Source organism: Sphingomicrobium sp. (assembly GCA_036563485.1).
Taxonomy (GTDB): Bacteria; Pseudomonadota; Alphaproteobacteria; order Sphingomonadales; family Sphingomonadaceae; genus Sphingomicrobium.
Window position 1 is genome coordinate 909797 of record DATCMI010000001.1, and the last position, 20071, is coordinate 929867.

23 protein-coding genes are annotated in these 20071 nt (G+C 66.6%); 17 read left to right on the forward strand and 6 right to left on the reverse strand.

Features of this window, described 5'->3' with window-relative positions:
* Window positions 1-38: 38 nt before the first annotated feature.
* A complete protein-coding gene (locus VIL42_04765) occupies window positions 39-2315 on the reverse strand; it encodes a S8 family peptidase (GenBank protein HEY8592163.1) in 2277 nt (758 codons plus the stop codon).
* Between the two features lie 114 nt (window positions 2316-2429).
* Between VIL42_04765 and VIL42_04770 the strand changes: the two genes are divergently transcribed.
* The 3 genes from VIL42_04770 to VIL42_04780 all read left to right on the forward strand — a co-directional run bounded on the left by VIL42_04770 (window position 2430) and on the right by VIL42_04780 (window position 5002).
* Entirely contained in the window at window positions 2430-3101 is a 672-nt protein-coding gene (locus tag VIL42_04770; protein ID HEY8592164.1) for a pyrimidine 5'-nucleotidase, read from the forward strand.
* Window positions 3098-3922: a 2,3,4,5-tetrahydropyridine-2,6-dicarboxylate N-succinyltransferase gene (gene dapD / locus VIL42_04775; GenBank protein HEY8592165.1), complete on the forward strand. Its 825-nt coding sequence runs from the start codon at window positions 3098-3100 to the stop codon at window positions 3920-3922. The genes VIL42_04770 and dapD overlap by 4 nt, the downstream gene beginning before the upstream one ends.
* A 150-nt stretch (window positions 3923-4072) precedes the next feature.
* Window positions 4073-5002, forward strand: a complete 930-nt coding sequence (locus tag VIL42_04780) for a DMT family transporter (GenBank protein ID HEY8592166.1) — start codon at window positions 4073-4075, stop codon at window positions 5000-5002.
* Here the strand turns inward: VIL42_04780 and VIL42_04785 are convergent.
* On the reverse strand, window positions 4974-5525 hold the full coding sequence (locus tag VIL42_04785) for a TlpA disulfide reductase family protein (protein HEY8592167.1): 552 nt from the start codon (window positions 5523-5525) through the stop codon (window positions 4974-4976). The genes VIL42_04780 and VIL42_04785 overlap by 29 nt on opposite strands.
* Before the next feature lie 46 nt (window positions 5526-5571).
* Here VIL42_04785 and VIL42_04790 point away from each other — a divergent pair, with 46 nt between their 5' ends.
* Together VIL42_04790 and galU are read left to right on the forward strand one after the other, a co-directional pair.
* Window positions 5572-5901: a hypothetical protein gene (locus VIL42_04790; GenBank protein HEY8592168.1), complete on the forward strand. Its 330-nt coding sequence runs from the start codon at window positions 5572-5574 to the stop codon at window positions 5899-5901.
* 4 nt (window positions 5902-5905) lie between these two features.
* A complete protein-coding gene (galU, locus tag VIL42_04795; protein HEY8592169.1) occupies window positions 5906-6766 on the forward strand; it encodes a UTP--glucose-1-phosphate uridylyltransferase GalU in 861 nt (286 codons plus the stop codon).
* On the opposite strand, the gene VIL42_04800 is transcribed toward galU, so the two are convergent.
* Window positions 6763-7329: an HNH endonuclease gene (locus VIL42_04800; protein HEY8592170.1), complete on the reverse strand. Its 567-nt coding sequence runs from the start codon at window positions 7327-7329 to the stop codon at window positions 6763-6765. The two genes, galU and VIL42_04800, sit on opposite strands and share 4 nt — an antisense overlap.
* A gap of 183 nt (window positions 7330-7512) precedes the next feature.
* Here VIL42_04800 and gluQRS point away from each other — a divergent pair, with 183 nt between their 5' ends.
* The 10 genes from gluQRS to VIL42_04850 all read left to right on the forward strand — a co-directional run bounded on the left by gluQRS (window position 7513) and on the right by VIL42_04850 (window position 14493).
* The gene (gene gluQRS, locus VIL42_04805) at window positions 7513-8361 is read left to right on the forward strand and encodes a tRNA glutamyl-Q(34) synthetase GluQRS (GenBank protein HEY8592171.1); all 849 of its coding nucleotides are present in this window, start codon (window positions 7513-7515) and stop codon (window positions 8359-8361) included.
* A 9-nt stretch (window positions 8362-8370) separates the two neighbouring features.
* The gene (locus VIL42_04810; GenBank protein HEY8592172.1) at window positions 8371-8577 is read left to right on the forward strand and encodes an HIG1 domain-containing protein; all 207 of its coding nucleotides are present in this window, start codon (window positions 8371-8373) and stop codon (window positions 8575-8577) included.
* A 4-nt stretch (window positions 8578-8581) separates the two neighbouring features.
* Window positions 8582-9142: a cob(I)yrinic acid a,c-diamide adenosyltransferase gene (locus VIL42_04815; GenBank protein HEY8592173.1), complete on the forward strand. Its 561-nt coding sequence runs from the start codon at window positions 8582-8584 to the stop codon at window positions 9140-9142.
* Window positions 9143-9219: 77 nt separating this feature from the next.
* Window positions 9220-9843 (forward strand): flavodoxin family protein, encoded by a 624-nt coding sequence (locus VIL42_04820; protein HEY8592174.1) that lies wholly within the window; start codon window positions 9220-9222, stop codon window positions 9841-9843.
* A complete protein-coding gene (gene egtB / locus VIL42_04825) occupies window positions 9840-11072 on the forward strand; it encodes an ergothioneine biosynthesis protein EgtB (GenBank protein HEY8592175.1) in 1233 nt (410 codons plus the stop codon). Before VIL42_04820 ends, egtB begins: the two co-directional genes overlap by 4 nt.
* Window positions 11026-12015: an L-histidine N(alpha)-methyltransferase gene (egtD, locus tag VIL42_04830; protein ID HEY8592176.1), complete on the forward strand. Its 990-nt coding sequence runs from the start codon at window positions 11026-11028 to the stop codon at window positions 12013-12015. The genes egtB and egtD overlap by 47 nt, the downstream gene beginning before the upstream one ends.
* 24 nt (window positions 12016-12039) lie before the next feature.
* Window positions 12040-12342 (forward strand): YggT family protein, encoded by a 303-nt coding sequence (locus tag VIL42_04835; GenBank protein ID HEY8592177.1) that lies wholly within the window; start codon window positions 12040-12042, stop codon window positions 12340-12342.
* A complete protein-coding gene (gene folD / locus VIL42_04840; GenBank protein ID HEY8592178.1) occupies window positions 12339-13226 on the forward strand; it encodes a bifunctional methylenetetrahydrofolate dehydrogenase/methenyltetrahydrofolate cyclohydrolase FolD in 888 nt (295 codons plus the stop codon). The genes VIL42_04835 and folD overlap by 4 nt, the downstream gene beginning before the upstream one ends.
* Complete coding sequence (locus tag VIL42_04845) at window positions 13223-13864, forward strand: hypothetical protein (protein ID HEY8592179.1); 642 nt, start codon at window positions 13223-13225, stop codon at window positions 13862-13864. Before folD ends, VIL42_04845 begins: the two co-directional genes overlap by 4 nt.
* Complete coding sequence (locus tag VIL42_04850) at window positions 13861-14493, forward strand: MarC family protein (GenBank protein ID HEY8592180.1); 633 nt, start codon at window positions 13861-13863, stop codon at window positions 14491-14493. Before VIL42_04845 ends, VIL42_04850 begins: the two co-directional genes overlap by 4 nt.
* Here the strand turns inward: VIL42_04850 and VIL42_04855 are convergent.
* Complete coding sequence (locus VIL42_04855) at window positions 14490-16313, reverse strand: AcrB/AcrD/AcrF family protein (GenBank protein ID HEY8592181.1); 1824 nt, start codon at window positions 16311-16313, stop codon at window positions 14490-14492. The two genes, VIL42_04850 and VIL42_04855, sit on opposite strands and share 4 nt — an antisense overlap.
* Before the next feature lie 73 nt (window positions 16314-16386).
* On the opposite strand from VIL42_04855, the gene VIL42_04860 reads away from it, so the two are divergent.
* Together VIL42_04860 and VIL42_04865 are read left to right on the forward strand one after the other, a co-directional pair.
* Window positions 16387-16803 carry a GtrA family protein gene (locus VIL42_04860; protein HEY8592182.1) on the forward strand — a complete coding sequence of 139 codons (417 nt, stop codon included), beginning with the start codon at window positions 16387-16389 and terminating at the stop codon, window positions 16801-16803.
* Complete coding sequence (locus tag VIL42_04865; GenBank protein HEY8592183.1) at window positions 16803-17531, forward strand: class I SAM-dependent methyltransferase; 729 nt, start codon at window positions 16803-16805, stop codon at window positions 17529-17531. The genes VIL42_04860 and VIL42_04865 overlap by 1 nt, the downstream gene beginning before the upstream one ends.
* Here VIL42_04865 and VIL42_04870 read toward each other — a convergent pair.
* On the reverse strand, window positions 17465-18484 hold the full coding sequence (locus VIL42_04870; GenBank protein ID HEY8592184.1) for a glycosyltransferase family 2 protein: 1020 nt from the start codon (window positions 18482-18484) through the stop codon (window positions 17465-17467). The genes VIL42_04865 and VIL42_04870 overlap by 67 nt on opposite strands.
* On the reverse strand, window positions 18484-20037 hold the full coding sequence (locus VIL42_04875) for a hypothetical protein (protein ID HEY8592185.1): 1554 nt from the start codon (window positions 20035-20037) through the stop codon (window positions 18484-18486). The genes VIL42_04870 and VIL42_04875 overlap by 1 nt, the downstream gene beginning before the upstream one ends.
* Window positions 20038-20071: the final 34 nt, after the last annotated feature.

The following is a 20071-nucleotide window of genomic DNA, read 5'->3' on the forward strand; positions in this document are numbered from 1 at the left end:
AAGCTCCGACGCCTGACCCTCTCCCCAACTTTGAGCGGCTAGAAACCGAGCGTGAAGCGGATCGCCGCGCCGACATCGTCGGGCGACTTTGCGATGTGACCCGGATCGCGGCGGTAGAAGAGGTTGCCGCCGACCCAGCCCTTGCCGCCGAACATCGCCGAGCCGTAGCTGATCTCACCGTCAAGCTCGCGCCCTGTCGGCCGCAAGGACATATGGGACCGCGAGTTGGTCACCGCGCCCGTCGTATAATCGTAAGCGGTTGGCAGCAGCATCGAGAAGCCGCCTTGCTCGACACGCAGCGGCTGGGCGATGCGCAGGCCGAGCTTGTCATTGCTGCCAAGCACGCCGGCCTTGGTCAGGTCGAGGCCATAGGCGCCGCTCTGGAACTTGCCGGCCGCAAAGCTGGTCCACCCGCGCCGCGCGGTCAGCCCTGCGCTCCAGCCACTGCCGAAGTCGCGGCGCGCTTCGGCGTCGATGAAGGTCGAGCTCGCACCACCGCCGCCGAGCACCTCGCTCATGCGCCCGCCGAGCAGCGACTGCTTCTCGTCGAGCCGGCTCATGCCGAGCTGCAGCCAATTACTGCCGAAGTGCCGGTCCAGCGCAACGCTGCTCCAGCGGTACGGCGAACCGGTCGCGCTGGTCGTGATCTCTTGCCAGACGTTGCCGCTCTCCGAGGACAATGTCAGCCCGGTGCCGCCGAACTCGCGGCGCAGTGCCACGCTGCCGTTGCGCCTCGCCGCGAAGCCAGGATTAGCCGCAACATCGCTGGCAATCAGGAACGCGCCCGCGGACGCACCGGACAGGCGCCGCTCCATCGCCTTCGCACCCTCGGCGAAGCCGAAGGCAATCGCGGTCCGCTTGTCGAGCCGAGCGACGGCGGAGCCGGCCATCAGCCGCGACTTGCGCGCGTCGTCCGGACCGATCCGCATCCGTTCGAGCCCGAAGCCCTGCGCAAGGTCGTGCCGCTCGCGGACCGTCATCGCAATGCTTAGCGGACCGGCGCGGCCGGCCGCGGTCTTCACGTCGTTCTGCAGCGACCGGCTGAGTGGACGGTCGACCTGCGCGCGGCGCAGCGTTGCCGCCAGGTCGAGCGCGTAAGCGCGGTCGTAGCCGTCGAGGATAATCGCACCCATGCCTTGGCTCGACGCAGCGTCGCCGGCCGCGCTCGGCAGGTCGCCGTTGCTGCCCGTCACCGGCGTCTGGGTGCCCGCAAGGCTCGTGGTACCGATCGGCTGCATCGCCTTGGTGATGTTCAAGGCGCCATGCCCATAGACGTCGTCGACGCCGGCCGCGCCGAGGTCGGTGCCGCTATTGAGCAGGATCGATACGATCTGCTTGCCGCTGAGGTTCGGGAACGCCTGCGCGAGCAATGCGGCCGCGCCGCTGATCGTCGGCGCGGAGAAGCTGGTTCCCGACCACAGATATTGCTTGCCCGTCTCATCGGGCGCCCGATTGTCGACGCCGAGCGCCGTCAGGTAATAGGCCGAGCCGGTCCCGGCCCGATTCGAAAAGCTTGCGATCGCCTTCGCGCTGTCGGTGGCGCCGGCGATAATCACCGAGCCGGGGAATTTCGTCGCTGGAGACAGCGCGAACGGATCCGGATTCGCGATGCCGTCGTTGCCCGCCGAGATCACGAGGACGATGCCCGCGTTCACTGCGCGCTGCATTGCGCCAAGAAGCTGCGAGTCGGGCGCCGACCCGCCGAGCGACATGTTGATCACCTTCGCACCAGCCACGCGAGCGGCATCGATCCCGACGGCGATGGCGTCGTCGTAAAATTGGCAACCATCTTCGGTAGGGCAGGTACCAGGGTCGTCGGCCCGCTGGCTGACGATCGTCGCATCAAATGCGACGCCCATGGTGTTCGATCCGTTGCGCGCAGCAGCGATCACGGCGCTCACTGCGGTCCCGTGGCCTCCCTCGTCGCTAACGCCTCGGCCCCCGCCTGCGGCATCGCCGCTGCTGGGGTCGATCCGACCCGCGAACTCGGGAAGGGCCGGGTTGATGCCGCTGTCGATGACACCGACTTTTACACCCTTGCCGGTCGCGCCCGCATTGTACGCGGTGATAGCACCGGCGAGCACCGAGTAGGTCGACGATTGGTACTCGCCCGTATTGTAGTTGACGCTGGTCGGCGTGGGCGTGGGCGTCGGTGTGGGGGTTGGAGTCGGCGTCGGTGTCGGCGTCGGGGTGGGGGACGGAGTCGGCGTCGAGCTGATGGGCGCGGGACCCCCGCCGCCGGCACCGCCGCACGCGCTCACGCTGAAGCCCAACACGACCGCCGTTGCAGTCGACACCAGGAGCCGTTTCGTCATCCCCAAAACCTCCGCTCAAGCCGTTGAAAACGCACGGCTTCCCGCCGCAGCTTATGGTTATTCAATCCTTTCAGTTTGCTTAAGCCGTTGAGTTCTCTAGGGCTCGCCCCGGCCATGGACCCGCGCTTCGCCCACATCCGGGACTGGATTTTCGACCTTGATAATTGCCTGTATCCAGCCAATTGCCGGCTCTTCGATCTCATCGACGAACGCATGACAGCCTACATCCAGCGCCTTCTCGGCGTCGACCCGGTCGAGGCGCGGCGGGTGCAGAAGATGCATTTCCACGGATCCGGCACAACACTCGCAGGGCTGATGAAGCATCATGATGTGGACCCCCATCATTTTATGGGCGACGTCCACGACATCCCGCTCGACCGCGTCGCCCGTGACGACCGCCTGATCGGCGCAATCGCGAGGCTCCCCGGCCGCAAGTTCATCCACACCAACGGCAATGCCGATTATGCGTGGAAGGTGCTCGACCGGCTCGGCATCGCCGCGGAGATCGACCATCTGCACGACATCTTCGCCGCCGATCTTACGCCGAAGCCGGAGGTGCACGGCTATCGCAAACTGCTCGACCAGTTCGGCATCGACCCGCGCTCCGCGGTGATGGTCGAGGACATGGTCCGCAACCTTGCGCCGGCCAAGCAACTCGGCATGACGACCGTGTGGGTCGACAACGGCTCGGAACGCGGCTCTCACGGCTATGACGACAGCATCGTCGACCTGCGCGTGACCGACACCGGCGAATGGCTGGGATCAATTCTGGGGGACGAAGAATGACTGACGAGCTGCAGCCGGTGATCGACCGGGCGTGGGACGAGCGGGATCAGGTCGGCCCGCAAACAAGCGGAGAGATCCGCAAGGCAGTCGGCCGCGCCCTAGCAGCCCTGGATAGTGGCGAGCTGCGCATCGCCGAGCAGCAGGACGGCGGCTGGACGGTCCACCAGTGGCTGAAGAAAGCCGTGCTGCTGTCGTTCCGCCTCAACCCGATGGAGGCAATCTCCGGCGCTCCGGGCGGCGCCCACTGGTGGGACAAGGTGCCGTCGAAGTTCGCCGGCTGGGGCGAAAAAGAGTTCACGGCTGCCGCGTTCCGCGCCGTCCCGGGCGCAATCGTCCGCCGCGGCGCTTATGTCGCGCCCGGCGCCGTGCTAATGCCCAGCTTCGTCAATATCGGCGCTTATGTCGGCGAAGGGACGATGGTCGATACCTGGGCGACGGTCGGTAGCTGCGCGCAGATTGGCCGCAACGTCCACATTTCCGGCGGCGCCGGCATCGGCGGCGTCCTCGAGCCGCTCCAGGCCGGGCCTGTGATCATCGAGGATGATTGCTTCATCGGCGCCCGTTCGGAAGTCGCCGAAGGCGTTATCGTCGAACGCGGTTCGGTCCTGTCGATGGGCGTGTTCCTCGGCGCCTCGACCAAGATCGTTGATCGAGCCACCGGCGAGGTCCACTACGGCCGCGTGCCGGCTTATTCGGTTGTGGTCCCCGGAAGCATGCCGGGGAAGGATGGGGGCCCGAGCCTTGCCTGCGCGGTCATCGTCAAGCGTGTCGACGAGCGCACGCGATCGAAAACCAGCATCAATGAGCTGCTGCGGGACTAATAAGCACGCCTTATCGGCAGGCGCCGAGCATTTGTTGGCGCAGGCAACAGCAGCAGCCTAGCTCAATGGGCCATGAAGCCCGTCGATCCGAAATCCTTTGAACGCAACCGGGCGGACGCTGGGACTGCGCTCGGCGCCGATAAAGCGCCGATGATCCGCACTCAGATGAACGGCCGCGACTGGCTCATCCTCTTGGCTCTGGCGTTCATTTGGGGCGGCTCCTTCTTCTTCATCGGCGTCGCCGTTCGCGAGGTGCAGCCGCTGACCTTCGTCTGGACTCGGGTGACGGTCGCCGCCGCGGCCCTGTGGTTCTACTTATGGGCGTCCGGTCAGTCGCCGCGGGTACCGCGGGCCGCGATCGCACCGTTCGCGTTGCTCTCGGTCCTCAACAACATCGTGCCCTTCGCGCTTTATGCCTGGGCGCAGCAGACGATCCCGAGCGGCCTCGCCTCCATCCTCAACGCGACGACGCCGATCTGGGGCGTTCTCGTCGCCCACATGCTGACCCGCGACGAGCCGCTGACCGGCCGCAAGCTCAGCGGCGTCATCCTCGGCTTTGCGGGCGTCGCGGTGATGATCGGCCCGGCTTTCCTCCACAAGCTGGACGGCGCCGGGCTGGCGATGCTCGGCTGCCTCGTCGCGACCCTTTGCTACGCTTTCGCCGGCGTCTGGGCGCGCCGCTTCCGGGCGATGGGCGTGACACCGACGCAGGTAGCGACCGGCCAGCTTACCATGTCCGCAATCGTCATGCTCCCTGTTGCGCTCGTCGTCGAACATCCATGGGCCGCCGCCACGCCTTCGCTCGGCGCGGTGGGTGCGATCCTCGCCATCGCTCTGCTTTCGACCGCGATCGGATACATCCTCTACTTCCGGCTGATCGACACGGCGGGCGCGACCAATGCGCTGCTCGTTACCTTGCTGGTGCCGCCGATGGCGATCGTCCTGGGCGCGGCCTTCCTCAGTGAAGTGCTGGCGCCGCGCGACTTCGCCGGCATGGCGCTGATCGCGCTCGGCCTGGCAGCCATCGACGGACGGCTGCTCCGACTCCTGGCTAGCCGCCGGCCTCGGCCAGCAGCTTAGCGGCTTCGGGCCCCGTCCAGTTGAGGTCGCCGACGTAGCGCCAGACCTCCTTGCCCCCCGCATCGTAGAGGATGGACGTCGGCAGGACTTGCGCCTGGAGCGCGCCGGACAGCGCCATCTTCGGATCCTGATAGGCACCGAGGTTCGAGATCTTGTGGCTGTCGAGGAATGCTTCGACCGACGCATGCGGCCCCGTGTCCTGGCTGATCGCGAGGACGTTCAGCTTGCCCTGCCTCTCGCGCGCTAGCCGGTCGAGCGTCGGCAGCTCCTTGACGCAGGGCGCGCACCAGCTCGCCCATAAGTTCACCAGCGTCGGCTTGCCGGCAAACTCTGCAAAGCTCGTTACCTCGCCTTCCGAATCGTTGAACGGCGTCGTCGGCGCGGCACTTCCCTTGTGGCTTCGGTCGACGCCCTTGACCGACTCAGCGGTCGCCGCTGCCTCCTCTTCGGCTGCTTGATTGTCGGCAGGATTTCCGCATGCGCCGAGCGCCAGGATTGCAAAGCCGATCGTCAATATCCGCATGCCGGCGCCGCTAGCCTAAGCGCGCCCGAGCGGCTAGTCGGCAGGCATGATCGCGCCGCGCATCCTTGGCCTCGCCGCCGTTCTGCTCGTGTCGGCATGCGGGCGCGTTGCCGATCTCGAGCCGGCGCCGGGGCAGCCGCTGCCGGTCAAGCCGCTGATGGCGCGAACCACGCCGACGCCGGAGGAACTGCTCGAAATCCCGACCTACGCCCGCGCCGATCGCGTTGACGAGCTGATGAAGCGCTCCGAACCGCGTCAGCAGGATCCGTTTAACCTACCGCCGCCGACCGGCGGTACGGTTCCCGGCGTCCCCGCCGGTTCCGACCCGCAGCCGGTGGACACCACCACCACCGGTCCAGTCCCGCCCGGAGCATAGACCCATGCCAAAACCCGTCCGCAAGGCGGTCTTCCCCGTCGCCGGCCTCGGCACGCGCCTCCTTCCCGCCACTAAGACGATCCCGAAGGAAATGATCACCGTCGTCGACCGGCCGCTGATCCAATATGCGGTCGACGAAGCGCGCGAAGCCGGCATCGAACAGCTGATCTTCGTCACCGGTCGCGGCAAGTCGGCGCTAGTCGATTATTTCGACCAGGCGTTCGAGCTCGAAGCGACGATGAGCAGCAAGGGCAAGAGCCTAGACGTGCTGCAGCCGTCGCGCGCGAGCTTCGGCGAGGTCGTGACCGTCCGCCAGCAGCAGCCGCTCGGCCTCGGCCACGCTGTCTGGTGCGCGCGCCACATCGTCGGCGACGAACCCTTCGCGGTGCTGCTCCCCGACGAGCTGATGTACGGCCAGCCCAATTGTCTCGCGCAGATGATCGAGGCATACGATCGCGTCGGCGGCAATATCGTCGCCGCGCTCGAAGTGCCGGAAAGCGAAACGCACAAATATGGCGTCATAGAGCCTGGAGCCGTCGACGGCCGGCTCACCGAGATCCGCGCCATGGTCGAAAAGCCCGCGCCCGGCACCGCGCCGTCCAACCTAATGCTGCCGGGCCGCTACATCCTCCAGCCGGAAGTCATGCGCGAACTCGATGCGCAGGAAACCGGCGCCGGCGGGGAAATCCAGCTGACCGACGCGATGGCCAAGGTGATCGGCAAGCAGCCGTTCCACGCCTATCGCTTCGAAGGCGAACGCTACGACTGCGGGAGCGCCGCGGGCTTTGTCATCGCGAATATCGCGATGGGCCTTCAGCGCCAGGATGTCGCGCCGGCCGTGCGGGAGTTCCTGGACGCCTCCTAGGGTTCCAGCTCGACGTCCCAGTAGAGGTAGTCCCGCCAGCTCTTGTGCAGATAGTTCGGCGGGAAGGCGCGGCCGTGTTCCTGCAATTGCCAGCTGGTGGGCCGGATCGGCTCGCGCTGGATATGCATGTGCGCTTCGGCCGGAGTCCGCCCGCCCTTGCGCAAATTGCACGGCGCGCAGGCGGTCGCGACATTCTCCCAGGTCGTTCGGCCGCCATAGGCCCGCGGCACCACATGGTCGAAGGTCAGTTCCCGCGCCGTCCCGCAATAAACGCAGCGAAAGCGGTCGCGCAGGAACAGATTGAACCGCGTGAACGCCGGATATTCGTTCGGACGCACATAGTCGCGCAGCGCGATGACGCTCGGCAGCTTCAGCGCCATGCTGGGGCTGTGCACTTCCCGATCGTAATGGGCGACGACGTCGACGCGTTCGAGGAACATTGCCTTGACCGCCGTCTGCCACGGCCACAGCGACAGCGGATAATAAGACAAGGGCGTATAGTCCGCGTTGAGGACCAGCGCCGGGCAGCTTTCGGGATGTCGGATCAGCTCAGGGTGATACATGCGAGCGCCACTAGCCTTTCGTTCGGTCGGTCCGAACTCCAGCTCTCCGGCCTCGTCGCACGCTCAATCGAGCCAAGGAGGAGAAGGCGCACGGCCCGCTTCCCTTGTTGCCAGCCGGATGCCAACCCGGCGTGACATGGCGGTGAATCGAAGATTGCAGACTCGCCGTCAAGGGGCGGAACGATGATCGCGACACGCTTCGCGCCGTCTCCGACGGGACGGTTGCATCTCGGCCACGCTTATAGCGCCGTGCTCGGCCATGGCGCCGCGCAAGCGAGCGCCGGCAAGTTCCTGCTGAGGATCGAGGACCTCGACCAGACCCGTGCCCGGCCCGAGTTCGTTGACGGCATCATCGAGGACCTGAAATGGCTGGGGCTGGACTGGGACGAACCCGTCCTCGTCCAGTCACAGCGCACCGCTGCCTATGAAACAGCTCTTGCCGAATTGCGCGAGCGGGGGCTCGCTTATGCCTGCTTCTGCACCCGCGCCGACATCGCTCAGTCGGTGACCGCTCCGCACGGCGATGCCGCCACCTCATACCCAGGCACCTGCCGCGATCTGCCGGACGATGCGTCGCGGCGCGCCTCGACTCCGCACAGCTGGCGCTTGAACGCGCCGCGCGCACTCGAACTGGCCGGCCTGCCGAGCTGGCGCGAGTATGACGGTCAGCACTTCCAGGCGTCGCCCGAGGAGATCGGCGACGCCGTCCTGGCGCGCAAGGACGCGCCGGCCGCTTATCACCTCGCCTGTGTTGTCGATGACGCGGCAAGCGGCGTGACGCTGGTCACCCGCGGCGCCGACCTACGGCCTTCGACCCCGACGCAGCGGCTGCTGCAAATCCTGCTGGGGCTTCCCGAACCGACCTACCTGCACCATCGCCTCGTGGCTCACGAAGACGGCCGCCGCCTCGCCAAGCGGGACCTTGCGCCGACGCTCGCCGCGATGCGCGAAGCCGGTGTCGACCCTGGGCAGCTCGTCGAGCAACTTTCCACCGGCCATGTGCCGTCTGGTTTTCGGCTTCAAGACGCCTAAATAGCCAGCATGAACATCCTCCTCATAATCCTGCTCGTCATCGCCATGGGCGCGACCGCTTACGTCCTCGTCCGCGGCGTCATGGCCATGGCTTCGGGCAAGGACATCAGCGGGGAGCAGCAGCAGAGCTACATGCGCAAGCGCGTGCTCTATCAGGGCGTCGCCATCATGATCATCGCCCTGATCCTTCTCGTGGCCGGCGCCGCCGGGCGCTGAGCCTTTGGTCAAGCTCAACAAGATCTACACGCGGACCGGCGACGGCGGCAGCGCCGGCCTGGTCGACGGCAGCCGCGTCAGCAAATCCGGGCTCCGCATGACTGCGATCGGCGAGGTCGACGAGGCCAATGCCGCGGTCGGCGTTGCGATCTCGGCGCTCGGGACCGACGATGTCGCCCAGCAACTCGTGCGCATCCAGAACGAGCTGTTCGACCTCGGGGCCGACCTCGCCACGCCCGGCGAGATGGAAGGCGCACTGCGAATCGTCGCCAGCCAGGTCGAGCGTCTGGAACGCGATATCGACGAGATGAACGGGACCCTCGAGCCGCTGACGAGCTTCATCTTGCCGAGCGGCCCCGCTGCGGTCTCCGCCCTCCATCTCGCCCGTGCCGTCGTCCGCCGCGCCGAGCGCGCCTGCGTCGCGCTTCACGAGGCCGAGCCGCTCAACCCCCAGCTCCTCGCCTATATCAACCGCCTGTCCGATCATCTGTTCGTCGCCGCTCGCTTCGTCGCGACGCGTCAGGGTGGGGATGTGCTGTGGCAGCCGGGCGCCACCCGGGCCTAGGCGAAAGGCGGTAGCGTCGAAGGCGGCACAAAGAGTCGAAACAGCCGTTCCAGACCCGTACCAGCGGGAGGTATCCAATGCCGCTCACGGCAGTCGCCATCAATTGCAGCCTCAAGAAATCCGCCGGGGAGGATAGCTCCACCGATGCCATGATCGGGCTGCTGGTCAGCGAGCTGAAGAAGCATGGCGTCGAAGTCCTCGAGACGATCCGCATCGCCGACTACAACGTCCCGCCAGGCGTCAGCTCGGACGAAGGCGAAGGCGACGACTGGCCGGACATTCGCCGCCGCATCCTCGCCGCTGATATCTTCATCTTTGGCACGCCGATCTGGCTCGGGCACATGAGCAGCCTCGCTCAGCGGGTGCTCGAACGGATGGACGCGTTCCTCAGCGAGACGGACGAGCGTGGCCGAATGCCGAGCTACGGCAAGGTCGCGCTGGCGGCAATCGTCGGCAATGAGGACGGCGCCCACCACGTCACCGCCGGCTTGTTCCAGGGCCTGAATGACGAAGGGTGGACGATCCCCGCCGGCGCCTCGTCCTACTGGGTCGGCGAAGCGCTCCACAAGACCGACTTCAAGGATATCCCGCAAATTCCCGACGCGGTCGAGCAAGGGGCGGCAATGCTCGCGTCCAATGCCGCTCATCTCGCAAATCTGCTAAAGGGAAGCGCTTATCCCGGGGTACCGCAGCAGCAGTGAACGCGCCCGCCGCCATTCGCCATTCGAGGCTTCAGGAACGCCTGCGCGCCACGCGCGAGCTGACGCTCGCTCTTGCCGAGCCGCTCAGCGACGCGGATGCGACCATTCAACCCTTCCCCGACGCCTCGCCCGCAAAATGGCATCTCGCACATACGACCTGGTTCTTCGAAACCTTCGTGCTGCGCGACCATGAATCGGCCTATCGACCGTTCGACGAGCGCTACGCTTTCCTGTTCAACAGTTATTATGAGGCCGAAGGGCCGCGCCACGCCCGACCGCGACGGGGCATGCTCAGCCGGCCTTCGCTCGACGAAATCCGCGCCTACCGCGGGCATATCGACGAAGCGCTCGACCGCGCGTTCCCGTCCTTGCCCCAAGCGGCGCTTGAGCTGGTCGAGCTCGGGATCAATCACGAGCAGCAGCACCAGGAGCTGTTCCTCACCGACATTCTCGCGACGCTGGCCGAGAACCCGCTCCAGCCTCCCTATGCCGAGCTGCCGCCAGTCGCCTGCTTCGCCACCGAGCCTCTGTCCTGGCACCAAGGCCGGACCGGCGTCGTGGAGATCGGCGCCGCCGACACCAGCTTTGCCTTCGATGCCGAGCGCCCGCGCCACCAGGTTCTGCTTTCTCCGCACGAGATCGCCGGCCGCCGCGTCACCAATGGCGAGTGGCAGGCCTTCGTCGATGACGGCGGCTATTCGACGCCATCGCTCTGGCTGTCGGAAGGCTGGGACTGGGTGCAGCGCGAAAGCATCGCAGCCCCGCTCTACTGGCGCGACGATGGCAAGCAGTTCACGCTCGGCGGCCTACGCGACATCGACTGGGCGGCGCCGGTGGCGCACGTCAGCTATTTCGAAGCCGACGCTTATGCCCGCTGGGCCGGCGCGCGGCTTCCGACCGAATTCGAGTGGGAGGATTTCGCCGCCTCCGCCGATCCGATGATTGGCAACCAGCTCGATGCCGCCGGCGCGGTCGTCCCGCGCCCGGGCGGCGGCATGTTCGGCGATGTCTGGGAGTGGACGCTAAGCGCCTTCGCTTCCTACCCCGGCTTCGCGCCCGCGCCCGGCGCGGTCGGCGAGTACAATGGCAAGTTCATGTGCGGCCAGTTCGTGCTGAAGGGCGCCAGCTGCGCCACTCCGCGCGGGCACACCCGCGCCTCCTACCGAAACTTCTTTCCGCCTCATGCACGCTGGCAATTCACAGGGGTCCGCCTTGCTCGCGACACTTGATCCGCAGACCCGCGCGTTTCGCGAGGACGTGCTCGCCGGCCTTTCGTCGCGGATCCCGGCGATCCCTGCGCGTTGGCTTTACGATCTGCGGGGGTCGGAGCTGTTCGACGAGATCACGCGGCTGCCCAGCTATTATCCGAGCCGCACCGAAACCGCCCTTCTCCACACCATCATGGCCGACGTCGCGGGGCGCGTGCCCAAAGGCGCCGCGGTGGTCGAGTTCGGCGCCGGCTCCGCGACCAAGACTCCGATCCTGCTCGAGGCGATCGCCCCCGCCGCCTATGTGCCGGTCGACATCTCCGGCGACTATCTCGAACAGAGCGCCGCCGAGCTTCAGGGCGGCTTCCCCTCGCTCCATGTCATCCCCGTGACGGCCGATTTCGCGCGGTCATTCACGCTGCCCGACGGGATCGCCGAACTGCCGAAGCTGGGCTTCTTCCCCGGCTCGACCATCGGCAATTTCGTGCCCCGAAGCGCAACCGACCTGCTGCGGCAATTCCGCGCTTTGCTCGGCCCCGGCGCGCAGCTGCTGATCGGCATGGACCGGGTGAAGCCCGTCGAGCGCCTCATCGCCGCTTATGACGACGACCGGGGTGTCACGGCTCAGTTCAACCTCAACCTCCTCCACCGCATCAACCGCGAGCTCGACGGCGACGTGCCGATCGACGCCTTCCGCCACGAAGCGCGATGGAACGACATCCTGTCGCGCATCGAAATGCACCTCGTCGCTACGCGCGACGTGAGCTTCTCGATTTCAGGCCGTCGCTTCCGCTTCGCCCAGGGATCCTCGATCCACACCGAGAACAGCCACAAATACGGCCCGCGCGGCGGCCGCGTGCTGCTGCTAGCGGGCGGCTGGACGCCGGTTGCCGAGTGGACCGACCCCGCCCATGACTTCGCCCTCATCCTCGCCGCTGCAGAGCCGGAGAGGTTTGCGCCCTAGAAGGCTCGCGGCTAAGCCCGCCTTATGGTCCACGCACTCTTCCAAGTCGCTCACATCCTGCTCGACGTCCTGTGGTGGATCGTCATCATCCAGGCGGTGCTGAGCTGGCTGCTGGCGTTCAACGTCCTCAACACAAGCTCGCAGGGCGTGCGCTCCTTCGCCAATGCGCTCGACCGCATTACGCGCCCGCTTTACCGGCCGATCCGCGCCATGCTCCCGGACTTCGGCGGCATCGACTTCTCGCCGCTCGTGGTCTTAATTCTCATCCAGATAATCGACACTCTTCTTACTGGCGCAGAAACGAGCCTCCTGACGGGGACGATGTGACCGCGCGGCGGATCGACGGAAAGGCAGCCGCCCAGGCGATCCGCGAGCGCGTCGCGGAGCTGGTCCCCGAGTTCGAGCGGCAGGCGGGCCGCGCGCCGGGCCTCGCGACCGTCCTTGTCGGCGAAGATCCCGCAAGCGCCGTCTACGTCCGGTCCAAGAACCGGGCGACTGCCGAAGTCGGCATGGCGAGCTTCGCCCACAACCTGCCCGACACGATCAGCGAGAGCGAGCTCCTCGACCTCGTCATCAGACTCAACGTCGACGAGCGGGTGGACGGGATCCTCGTCCAGCTTCCGCTGCCTCGCCAGATCAACGAGCGGCGCATCATCGAGACTGTCGACCCCTCGAAGGACGTCGACGGCTTCCACCCGGTCAACGCCGGGCGGCTGGCGAGCGGCCTTCCCGCGCTCGTGCCCTGCACGCCTTACGGCTGTCTCTATCTCCTCAAGCAGGAGCTCGGCGATTTGAGCGGCCTCGACGCCGTGGTGATCGGCCGCTCGAACATCGTCGGCAAGCCGATGGCCCAGCTGCTGCTCGGCGAGAATGCGACGGTCACCATCGCCCATTCCCGTACCCGCGACCTCCCGGAGGTTGTGCGCCGCGCCGATGTGGTCGTCGCCGCCGTCGGCCGTGCCGAGATGGTGCGCGGCGACTGGATCAAGCCCGGCGCTTGCGTCATCGACGTCGGCATCAACCGCGTGGCGAGCGACGACGGCAAGGGCGGGCTGGTCGGCGATGTCGCCTACGACGAAGCGGCTGAAGCCGCCGCAGCGATCACGCCGGTCCCCGGCGGGGTCGGGCCGATGACGATCGCCATGCTGATGCGCAACACCCTGGTCGCCGCGTACCGCCGCGCCGGCCTTAAAGATCCGGAGGGCCTATGATCGCCGCTCTTTTCCTTGCCGCCGCTGCACCGCTGCCGGCCGCCGTCCAGGCCGAGCTTGCCTTTGCCCGCGACTCCCAGCGCCTTGGCCAGTGGACCGCGTTCCGGAAATATGCCGATCGCGACGCGGTGATGTTCAATCCCCAGGCAGTGTGGGCGCGCGACTTCCTCAAGGGCCGCAAGGATCCGCCGAAGTCGGTGCGCTGGTGGCCGACCCACGCCTTCATGTCGTGCGATGGCCGAACCGCCGTGACGACCGGCCCGTGGATCGCTCCCGATGGGAAAGTCCATGGCTCATTCACGACCGTCTGGCAGGCGAGGGGCCGCAGCTGGCGCTGGGTCTATGATGCCGGCCAGGAAGCTGACGGACCGGCTCCCGCGCCGACGGCGGTGCGCATCCACCGCGCCAATTGCCGCAGGAAAGCGCCCGGCGTGCCGGCGCTTGCCACGCGGCCGCTGACGACCAGGGAAGCTCGCTCGACGCCCGAAGACAGCGGCTTCGGCCAGTCCGCCGACCGCACACTCGGCTGGGACTGGAAGGTCCAGGGGACCGGCGCACGCCAGTTCCGCGTTCTGCAATGGAACGGCTCCAACTATGCCCAGGTGCTGTTCAACGACGTGCCGCCCCGACCTAAATGATCGAGCTGTTCGGATCGGCGCTGGTCACCTTCCTGGTGATCATCGATCCGCCGGGCTGCGCGCCGATCTTCGCCAGCCTGACGCGGGGCACCGACGCGGCGCATCGCCGGGCGATGGCGATCCGCTCGAGCCTGATCGCCTGGGCCATCCTGATGTTCTTCGCGCTGCTCGGCCGGCCGATGCTCCACGCGCTCGGCATCAGCCTCGCCAGCTTCCGCATCGCCGGCGGCATCATGCTGTTCATGATCGCGCTGGACATGGTGTTCGAACGCCGCACCGAGCGCCGAGAGAAGCGCGCCGAGGAGATCGAGGGCACGCCGGAAGCCGAAGACATCAGCGTCTTCCCGATGGCCATTCCGATGATCGCCGGCCCCGGCTCGATCGCCAGCGCCATGCTGTGGGTCTCGCGCACGGAAGGCACGACCGAAACCCTGATCGTGCTCGGCGCAATTACCGTCGTCATCCTGCTGACGCTCATCTCGCTCCTTGCCGCCGGGCCGCTGATGCGGCTCGTGGGCGAGAAGGTTGAAGCGATGATCACCCGCATCCTCGGCGTCATCCTCGCCGCGCTTGCCGCGCAATTCATCGTCGACGGCCTCAAGCAGAGCTTCCCGCAGCTCCTCGCCTAGGGGACCACCTTCCACATCCGGAACGGGGAATCCTCCGGCATCGCGACCGGCTGGAGCCAAGGCGGAACCTGCCCGCGCTGCAGCTGACCGTAAAAGCCTTTCGGCGCTTCCGACATGAAAATGGTGGTGGTCGAGCTGTTCGGGCAGCTCAGCACATAATCGGCGCGATATTTGCCGGCGATGATTTGCCGCGCCTGCTCCGCGCTTCCCCGCCACGCCGTCATCACGTCGACGATCTGCTGATAGTTGCGGTGATATGGCCCGGCGATCGCATTGTGCGGCGTGACCGCGATCAGCCGCGGGCCGAGGTCGACGAAGGTGAAAACCGTGCCTTTCGGCTGCATGGCCACCGGGCGCAGACCCCACAGCGAAGCGCAGCGGCTGTTCGCCTGTCCGATCGCCCGGCTGAACGCGGTCGGCTTCTCCTGGGGCACGAAATAAAGCGCGAACTGCACCGCGGCGCCGGCGCCGAGAATAAGCGCGGGGATCGCCAGAACCACCGGCAGCCAAGCTCCTGTCGACGGAACGCTCCGCAGCCGCGCTTTCCAGGCGAGCGGCACCAGGATCCAGCTGAGCGCGGCGGCGCCCGGGATCGCCAGCATCTGCGCCGCCGGCCCGGTCCGGGTCTGCCACAGCAGCAGCGTCGTCGCGACCAGCGCGGGCACCGCTGCGGCCACGATCCGCCGCAGCGATTCGCGGTCCTGCCGCCGCACCCAAGCGAGCAGCGCCCAACCGATCAGGCCCGTGACCGGCAACGCGACGATCTGCAGCGCCGTGCGCCATCCATGGCGATAGACGGGCCGCGCTTCCTTGACGTGGCTCATCCACAGCTGCTGCGCTTCGGGCGAGATCCGCTCGGGCTTCTGCAGGCACTGCGGCCACATGCCGGCATGAAATGCGGCGATTACGATGGCTGCGACGGCCGCAAGCAGGAGCCGCCGCTTCCAGTCTGCCGGCGACAGCCATGCGATGCCGAACAGCAAGGCGCTGCCGAGCAGCGCGTCCGATAAATAGACCGGCGACAAGGCGTCGCAGACCGCCGCGCGATTGTCGTTCGAAGCGAACAGCAGATAGCCGAGCGCCACCGACGCGCTCAGCGACAGCGCGTAAGCGCGGAGCCTCGGCGTCTCGTCCCGGTCAGTGATCCAGAACAGCACCATCGCGGCTCCGCCGAGCGCGAGATAGATGATCATCTCGAGCCCGATCGACAGCGAGAGCGCCGAGCTGAGGCCGAGCACCAAGCCGCCACGCACCCTGTTCGGATCGGCGATCGCGGCGATGCCCGTCGCGAGCAGCGCCAATTGCCAGCCGTGGTGGTCGATCCGCTCCGGCATGAACATGCCGTTGGTCGATCCGGCGAAGAATAAGGCTAGTAGCGCCAGCGGATAGGCGCGCGGATGGACCAGTCGCCGGGTCGTCAGCGCCAGGGAGAAGAGCAGCAGCAGATAGGGCAGCAGCGGCGCGATCGCGACCGCCCAGCGCTCGGCTGCCGGCCCGCCAAGGAACGGTCGAAGCCCAAGTACCAGCCCGGCAATCGGCAGGTCGACCAGCCGCGACCAGTGAATGTTGGCGCCGAACGGCGGGTTCATCCGATACTGGCGAAGGTCGAACCAGCCCTGCCCATGAAGCAGGCCGCGGACCTCCATGATCCGCATGTTGTCGTCGGTATCCGGCAGCGCGAAATATGCGATCGCGGTCCACTTCTGGAAGATGTACCAGCCGGCCAGCGCCAGCCAGGTCAGCACCACCACCAGCTTCCAGTGTCGCTCGAGCAGCTCGAGGGATCGGCGCTCCAGTGCCTCGAACTTGCCTTCGCTCATTTTTCGCGCTCTAGCCGCTCGACCTCAAACGGCAAGCAGCCGCTCCTGGCGATTTTCCGAGCCTTCACCGCTTATGCTCAATCAGATCACCGCCGAACACCGGTCCATGCTCGGCCAGATCGTCCGTTTCGGGATGGTCGGCGGCTTTGTCACCGGCCTCTACGCCTTGGTCTATTCGCCGCTCGCCAAGTTCGGGATCACCTCTCCCCAGGTGGCAAATTTCTGCGGTTATCTGGTGGCGATGATCACCGGCTATCTGCTGCACAGCCGCTGGAGCTTCCGCGGTCACGGACGGCGCGACAATCCGGCCCGGACCACCGTGCGCTTCTTCATCGTTTCGATCATCAGCTATTTGCTCAACGCCGCCTTCGTGTTCGTCCTCACCAATCGCGCGATGCTTGCGGGACCCTGGTGGTGGCCGCTGGTGCCGATCCTGTTTGTGACTCCGGCGGTGACCTTCACGCTCAATCGGCAGTGGGTTTTCCGCTGATGGAACGCGTCGTTTATGAGCAGATGGCCGAGCTCGACGACCGCCATTGGTGGTACCGCGCCCGCCGCAAGGTGCTTGCCGACCTGATTCGCCGCGCCGTCCGCCCTGCAGCCAATGCCGCGGTCCTCGAAATCGGCTGCGGCACCGGGCACAATCTGCCGATGCTCGGCCAGTTCGGCGCGATCGACGCGCTCGAACTCGACGACGAGGCGCGCGCGATCGCCGAACGGCGGATCGGCCGCAAGGTGATGAGCGACCCCCTGCCGGAGCTCGCCGGGGTGCGCGACCGCCACTACGACCTGATCGCCGCCTTGGACGTCATCGAACATATCGACGACGATGCCGCCGCCCTTCGCTCAATTTCGACCAAGCTGAAGCCGGGCGGCAAGTTCCTGATGACCGTTCCGGCCCACCAATGGATGTGGTCGGCGCATGATGTCGTCAATCATCACAAGCGGCGCTATTCGAAGCGGCAGCTTCGCGCACTCGTCGACGCGTCGCCGCTGCGGCTGGAGAAGATCGGCTATTTCAACAGCCTGTTGTTCCCGATCGCGGCGGCGGAGCGTCTGTCATCCCGGCTGCGCGGCAAGGACGATGCCGACGTCAAGCTCCCGCCCGCGCCGCTCAACGCCGCGCTGGAGGCGGTGTTCGCCGCCGAACGTCACCTGGTCGGGCGCTTGCCTTTGACTCCGGGCGTTTCGCTGTTCGCGGTCGCGTCGGCGACATAGCCTAGCCGCGAGCCGCCCCGGCGTTCCCCGCCGGCGATCTCCTGCACGATGTACAGCGGCCGGCCCTTCGCTTCATTGTAGAGCCGGCCGATATATTCGCCGAGCAGCGCCAGCACGAACATCTGCACTGCGCCGAGGACGACGACCACCAGCATCAGTGAGGTCCAGCCGGGAATGCTCCGGCCCGCTAGCCAGGCATAAGCGATGTAGAGGACCAGGATCGCCGAGCCGATCGACAGCGCCAGACCCGCGAGGCTGGCGAGCTTCAGCGGCGCCGAGGAGAAGCCGGTCAGCGCATCGAAGGCGAAGCGCATCATCTTCTTCAGCGGATATTTGGTCTCACCGGCGAACCGTTCCTGCCGGTCGTACGTGAAGGCGACCTGCCGGAAGCCGATCCACGCGACCATGCCGCGGATGAACCGCGCCTGCTCGGGCATCGCCAGCAGCGCGTCGAGCGCTCGCCGGCTCATCAGCCGGAAGTCGCCGGCGTCGAGCGGAATGTCGACATCGGTTGCACGCGACAGCAGCCGGTAAAAGGCATGCGCCGTTGCGCGCTTGAACGCCGTCTCGCCCGCGCGGCTCTTGCGCACGCCATAGACGACGTCCGCCTGTTCCTCGCGCATCACCGCCATCATCTCCGGCAGAAGCTCCGGCGGGTCCTGCAGGTCCGCATCGATGATCAGGATTGCGTCGCCGCGGCAGACGTCGAGCCCCGCCGTCAGCGCCAGCTGGTGACCGTGATTGCGCGACAGGTTCACCGCGACGACATGGCTGTCGGCGGCTGCGAGATCGCGCATGATCGGCCAGCTGCCGTCGCGCGATCCGTCGTTGACCAGCACGATCTCGAAGTCCTCGCCGACCGCCTTGCGTGCGGCGGCGCTCAGCCGCCCGTGCAGCGCGGCAAGGCAGGCTTCTTCGTTGAAGCAGGGGACGACGATCGAAAGCGCGGTCATTATTGGATCTGATAGAGGATGCTGCCCGGCCCGCGCCAGACCGGTCGCAGCCCGATCACATTTTCCGGATCGTAGGGCGGCACATCGACCAGCCAGACGAAGTCGAAATCCTGCCGCGGCAGCGCGCCCAGGGACTCGCTGATCGTCCGGTGAATCGGGTCGCGGCAGCGGTCGGGGCGAACCAGCTGCGACGGATCGGCGGCGAAATAACCGGCGCGATTATATTTGAGGTCGAGGAGGTTGATGCCTTCGAGCACCCATTGGTCGTTCGAAAAGCCTTCGCGCCGCACCATGGCCATCGCGCCGATGTGGCTGTTGCGAAGCAGGGGCCAATGCCCGCCGCAGGTCATCCCCGTGAGCGTGATCACCCGCGCCCCGCGCGGCACATGGTCGAGCGCTGCCAGCTTCGCGGTTTGGTCGTCGGCCGCTCTCGCCAGGCTCACCGTGTTGGCAGCGGTCCGAGCGCCGAAGAAGATCAGCCCGAGGACCGCGAGGACCTGCGCGGTCCGGCGGTCCGGCGCGCCGCGGAAGCGGATCGCCAGCAGCATCACCGCCATCACAAAAGGCGCAAGGCGCATGTCGGCGTAAGCGGAACCGAACACGACACGCGGAACGACCGCGAAAGCCGCGGCAAGGACGATCGCCGAAAAGCCCAGCATCCGCGACAGCGTCAGTTTGCGGCTGACGATCGCGAACAGGAACACCAGCGCCGTGGCGACTAGGGAGCCCATGTCGAACAGCTTCCACTGGTCGCGGAGCGCCGACTTGATCCACATCCACTTCAGCTTCCAGTTGAACCAGTCGATGGTTCGCCCGCCGTGCGCCTCGCTGCGCCAGATCAGCATGATCAGGATCGGCAGGCTCATCACCGACGTGCGCAGCGCCGCCTCGAGCCCCGCCTTCCACCAGCTGCGGCCCTTGTCGTGAAGGCGCACAGCCTCGCCCGAGAAGCACAAAAGCCCCAGCAGCCCCCATCCGTAGGTGTGGCAGAAGAAGATGACGATCGAGATCGGCACGAACAGCCATTCGCGAAGCACCGTGCGCTCGAGCCGCCCGAGGCGCAGCCAAAGGCCGAATGCAAGGAACGCCAGCGCCACCGACAGCGCATAGTTCACGAACCCGAACATGAACGGGAAGCCGTAAATGAACGGCAGCGCGAAAAAGGCGGTCGGCGGGATTCGCCCGTGCACTTCGCGCGCCACCCACAGGAACCCGGCGGCGGTGAGCGGCGGGATGAGGACTACGATCAGCTTCACCGCAGCTTCGAGCCCGAACAGCTTCCCGAGCGGGAACATCAAAAGGTCGACGCCAAGGTTGCCGATCGCCGCCCAATGATAGTCGAAATAACGCTGCAGATAGGGCGAGTGGTGAAGGTCGAGCTCTACCCGGTAGCGGCCCATGTGCCCGAACAGGTCGACCAGCGGCGGGATCGGCGGATAGAGCAAGGGGATCGCGGTCGCGAAGATCAGCAAGGCGAGGAACAAGGGCGATTCCCACCAGGCGCGGCTCGCCGCACCTGCCTGATCGCCGCCGATGTTGCTGCCCCCGGTCATGAGGGGCGCGTCCTAGCCCTGTGGGGTCGATTGG

What these genes read in the sequence shown, in the direction of transcription:
- VIL42_04765 (HEY8592163.1), bottom strand. Translation starts at nt 2,315, where the DNA reads ATGACGAAACGGCTCCTGGTGTCGACTGCAACGGCGGTCGTGTTGGGC.
- VIL42_04770 (HEY8592164.1), top strand. Translation starts at nt 2,430, where the DNA reads ATGGACCCGCGCTTCGCCCACATCCGGGACTGGATTTTCGACCTTGAT.
- dapD (HEY8592165.1), top strand. Translation starts at nt 3,098, where the DNA reads ATGACTGACGAGCTGCAGCCGGTGATCGACCGGGCGTGGGACGAGCGG.
- VIL42_04780 (HEY8592166.1), top strand. Translation starts at nt 4,073, where the DNA reads ATGATCCGCACTCAGATGAACGGCCGCGACTGGCTCATCCTCTTGGCT.
- VIL42_04785 (HEY8592167.1), bottom strand. Translation starts at nt 5,525, where the DNA reads ATGCGGATATTGACGATCGGCTTTGCAATCCTGGCGCTCGGCGCATGC.
- VIL42_04790 (HEY8592168.1), top strand. Translation starts at nt 5,572, where the DNA reads ATGATCGCGCCGCGCATCCTTGGCCTCGCCGCCGTTCTGCTCGTGTCG.
- galU (HEY8592169.1), top strand. Translation starts at nt 5,906, where the DNA reads ATGCCAAAACCCGTCCGCAAGGCGGTCTTCCCCGTCGCCGGCCTCGGC.
- VIL42_04800 (HEY8592170.1), bottom strand. Translation starts at nt 7,329, where the DNA reads ATGTATCACCCTGAGCTGATCCGACATCCCGAAAGCTGCCCGGCGCTG.
- gluQRS (HEY8592171.1), top strand. Translation starts at nt 7,513, where the DNA reads ATGATCGCGACACGCTTCGCGCCGTCTCCGACGGGACGGTTGCATCTC.
- VIL42_04810 (HEY8592172.1), top strand. Translation starts at nt 8,371, where the DNA reads ATGAACATCCTCCTCATAATCCTGCTCGTCATCGCCATGGGCGCGACC.
- VIL42_04820 (HEY8592174.1), top strand. Translation starts at nt 9,220, where the DNA reads ATGCCGCTCACGGCAGTCGCCATCAATTGCAGCCTCAAGAAATCCGCC.
- egtD (HEY8592176.1), top strand. Translation starts at nt 11,026, where the DNA reads ATGCACGCTGGCAATTCACAGGGGTCCGCCTTGCTCGCGACACTTGAT.
- VIL42_04835 (HEY8592177.1), top strand. Translation starts at nt 12,040, where the DNA reads ATGGTCCACGCACTCTTCCAAGTCGCTCACATCCTGCTCGACGTCCTG.
- VIL42_04845 (HEY8592179.1), top strand. Translation starts at nt 13,223, where the DNA reads ATGATCGCCGCTCTTTTCCTTGCCGCCGCTGCACCGCTGCCGGCCGCC.
- VIL42_04850 (HEY8592180.1), top strand. Translation starts at nt 13,861, where the DNA reads ATGATCGAGCTGTTCGGATCGGCGCTGGTCACCTTCCTGGTGATCATC.
- VIL42_04855 (HEY8592181.1), bottom strand. Translation starts at nt 16,313, where the DNA reads ATGAGCGAAGGCAAGTTCGAGGCACTGGAGCGCCGATCCCTCGAGCTG.
- VIL42_04860 (HEY8592182.1), top strand. Translation starts at nt 16,387, where the DNA reads ATGCTCAATCAGATCACCGCCGAACACCGGTCCATGCTCGGCCAGATC.
- VIL42_04865 (HEY8592183.1), top strand. Translation starts at nt 16,803, where the DNA reads ATGGAACGCGTCGTTTATGAGCAGATGGCCGAGCTCGACGACCGCCAT.
- VIL42_04870 (HEY8592184.1), bottom strand. Translation starts at nt 18,484, where the DNA reads ATGACCGCGCTTTCGATCGTCGTCCCCTGCTTCAACGAAGAAGCCTGC.
- VIL42_04875 (HEY8592185.1), bottom strand. Translation starts at nt 20,037, where the DNA reads ATGACCGGGGGCAGCAACATCGGCGGCGATCAGGCAGGTGCGGCGAGC.